Origin of the sequence: Actinomadura verrucosospora (assembly GCF_039540335.1) — a bacterium.
In the GTDB taxonomy this organism is placed as follows: Bacteria; Actinomycetota; Actinomycetes; order Streptosporangiales; family Streptosporangiaceae; genus Spirillospora; species Spirillospora verrucosospora.
This window is the reverse complement of record NZ_BAABEV010000092.1, coordinates 1694-5177: the sequence shown is the minus strand read 5'-3', so window position 1 is coordinate 5177 and position 3484 is coordinate 1694. Positions and strand designations below refer to the sequence as shown.

The window sequence follows — 3484 nt, the reverse complement described above, 5'->3', positions numbered from 1 at the left end:
TGTCCGGCGGCGTCCTACTCTCCCACACGGTCTCCCATGCAGTACCATCGGCGCTGAAGGGCTTAACTTCCGGGTTCGGGATGGGACCGGGTGTTTCCCCCTCGCCAAAACCACCGAACGTCTCAACGCACCACCCACAGGGTGGGCAAATCAACGTCCAAGCCAATCGGCTCAGAATTCACTTATCAAAACCACGGGAACCCAGTTGTTTTCTGGGAACCACACAGGGACGCGAACATCTCTCGCAGCGACTCACTCTGAACGTTCAGTGTGTTCAAGCCACTCGGCCTATTAGTACCGGTCGACTCCACACGTTACCGCGCTTCCATCTCCGGCCTATCAACCCGGTCGTCTACCGGGGGCCTTACACCCACAAAGGGGTGGGAGAACTCATCTCGAGGAAGGCTTCCCGCTTAGATGCTTTCAGCGGTTATCCCGACCGAACGTAGCCAACCAGCCGTGCCCCTGGCGGGACAACTGGCACACCAGAGGTTCGTCCGTCCCGGTCCTCTCGTACTAGGGACAGACCCTCACAATTCTCCTACGCGCACAGCGGATAGGGACCGAACTGTCTCGCGACGTTCTAAACCCAGCTCGCGTGCCGCTTTAATGGGCGAACAGCCCAACCCTTGGGACCTACTCCAGCCCCAGGATGCGACGAGCCGACATCGAGGTGCCAAACCATCCCGTCGATATGGACTCTTGGGGAAGATCAGCCTGTTATCCCCGGGGTACCTTTTAGCCGTTGAGCGACACCACTTCCACACGTAGGTGCCGGATCACTAGGCCCTGCTTTCGCACCTGCTCGACACGTCCGTCTCACAGTCAAGCTCCCTTGTGCCCTTGCACTCGCCACCTGATTGCCAACCAGGCTGAGGGAACCTTTGGGCGCCTCCGTTACATTTTGGGAGGCAACCGCCCCAGTTAAACTACCCACCAGGCACTGTCCCCCACCCGGATACACGGGTGCGGGTTAGACGCTCAAAACGACCAGAGTGGTATTTCACCAACGACTCCACCCAAACTGGCGTCTGGGCTTCACAGTCTCCCACCTATCCTACACAAGACGCTCCAAGCGCCAATGCCAAGCTATAGTGAAGGTCCCGGGGTCTTTCCGTCCTGCTGCGCGAAACGAGCATCTTTACTCGTACTGCAATTTCGCCGGGCCTGTGGTTGAGACAGCGGGGAAGTCGTTACGCCATTCGTGCAGGTCGGAACTTACCCGACAAGGAATTTCGCTACCTTAGGATGGTTATAGTTACCACCGCCGTTTACCGGCGCTTAGATTCTCAGCTTCGAAGGAACAAGTCCCCCTAACCGGTCCTCTTAACGTTCCGGCACCGGGCAGGCGTCAGTCCGTATACAGCGTCTTACGACTTCGCACGGACCTGTGTTTTTAGTAAACAGTCGCTTCCCCCTGGCCTCTGCGACCCCACCCAGCTCAGACAGAAAATGCCATCACCAGGCAAGGTCCCCCTTCTCCCAAAGTTACGGGGGCAATTTGCCGAGTTCCTTAACCACAGTTCACCCGATCGCCTTGGTATTCTCTACCTGACCACCTGAGTCGGTTTGGGGTACGGGCCGCCGGTACACTCGCTAGAGGCTTTTCTCGGCAGCATGGGATCACTCACTTCACCTAAAACGGCTCGGCATCAGCTCTCAGGATATGCGAGAGACGGATTTACCTATCTCTCTCCCTACAGCCTTACCCCGGGACAACCATCGCCCGGGCTGAGCTACCCTCCTGCGTCACCCCATCACTCACCTACTACCCCCTCGGGTCCCACGCTCCCCGTCCAACAGGCCCGAAGGCCCAAAGAACAGTTCGGGTGGTCAGCATCAGAGGATTCAGCGTTGGCGCATACCAGCGGGTACGGGAATATCAACCCGTTGTCCATCGACTACGCCTGTCGGCCTCGCCTTAGGTCCCGACTTACCCTGGGCGGATTAGCCTGCCCCAGGAACCCTTGGTCATCCGGCGCACACGTTTCTCACGTGTGATTCGCTACTCATGCCTGCATTCTCACTCCCGTACCCTCCACCCCTGGGTCACCCCGAGGCTTCACCGGATACAGGACGCTCCCCTACCCATCAACACCACAAGGTGTCAATGCCACGGCTTCGGCGGTGTGCTTGAGCCCCGCTACATTGTCGGCGCGGAATCACTTGACCAGTGAGCTATTACGCACTCTTTCAAGGGTGGCTGCTTCTAAGCCAACCTCCTGGTTGTCAGAGCAACTCCACATCCTTTCCCACTTAGCACACGCTTAGGGGCCTTAGCCGATGATCTGGGCTGTTTCCCTCTCGACTACGAAGCTTATCCCCCGCAGTCTCACTGCCGCGCTCTCACTTACCGGCATTCGGAGTTTGGCTGACGTCAGTAACCTGGTAGGGCCCATCAGCCATCCAGTAGCTCTACCTCCGGCAAGAAACACGCGACGCTGCACCTAAATGCATTTCGGGGAGAACCAGCTATCACGGAGTTTGATTGGCCTTTCACCCCTAACCACAGGTCATCCCCCAGGTTTTCAACCCTGGTGGGTTCGGGCCTCCACACCGTCTTACCGGCGCTTCACCCTGCCCATGGCTAGATCACTCCGCTTCGGGTCTACAGCATGCGACTAAAAACGCCCTATTCAGACTCGCTTTCGCTACGGCTACCCGCCACCGGTTAACCTCGCCACACACCATAACTCGCAGGCTCATTCTTCAAAAGGCACGCCATCACCAACAACAAGGACAAGTCCCCATTGAGGAGGCTCTGACGGCTTGTAGGCACACGGTTTCAGGTACTATTTCACGACCCCTCACCGGGGCACTTTTCACCTTTCCCTCACGGTACTGGTCCGCTATCGGTCATCAGGAAGTATTCAGCCTTACCACGTGGTCGTGGCAGATTCACACGGGATTTCACGGGCCCCGTGCTACTCGGGAACACACCCAGAAGCCACTGAAATTTCGTCTACCGGACTCTCACCGTCTACGGTCGGCCATCCCAAGCCATTCGACTATCCCAGCGGTTTATAACTCCTCGCCGTCTCGGCAGAGACGACCGGGTGGTCCCACAACCCCGCACACGCAACGCCTGCCGGCTATCACACGCGCACGGTTTAGGCTCCTCCGCTTTCGCTCACCACTACTCACGGAATCACTATTGTTTTCTCTTCCTGCGGGTACTGAGATGTTTCACTTCCCCGCGTTCCCACCAACCTGCCTATACATTCAGCAGGCGGCGACACCCCATGACGGGTGCCAGGTTTCCCCATTCGGAAATCCCCGGATCAAAGTCTGGTTGCCGACTCCCCGAGGCATATCGCAGGCTCCCACGTCCTTCATCGGCTCCTGATGCCAAGGCATCCACCGTATGCCCTTAAAAACTTGAACACACAAAACGATCAGAACAAATCGCAGATAAACAACAAGAACAACCCGAAGACACACCCTCCCGAAAGAAGGGGCCTTCAAAGCGGCTCTCATCATTCAC

General features: G+C 57.4%; 2 rRNA genes. Both read right to left on the bottom strand.

The features are described from left to right. Nucleotide 1: 1 nt before the first annotated feature. Nucleotides 2–118: ribosomal RNA gene (gene rrf / locus ABD944_RS41930) — 5S ribosomal RNA — on the bottom strand. A gap of 152 nt (nucleotides 119–270) precedes the next feature. Continuing rightward, nucleotides 271–3384 (bottom strand): 23S ribosomal RNA (locus ABD944_RS41925). Nucleotides 3385–3484 lie beyond the last annotated feature (100 nt).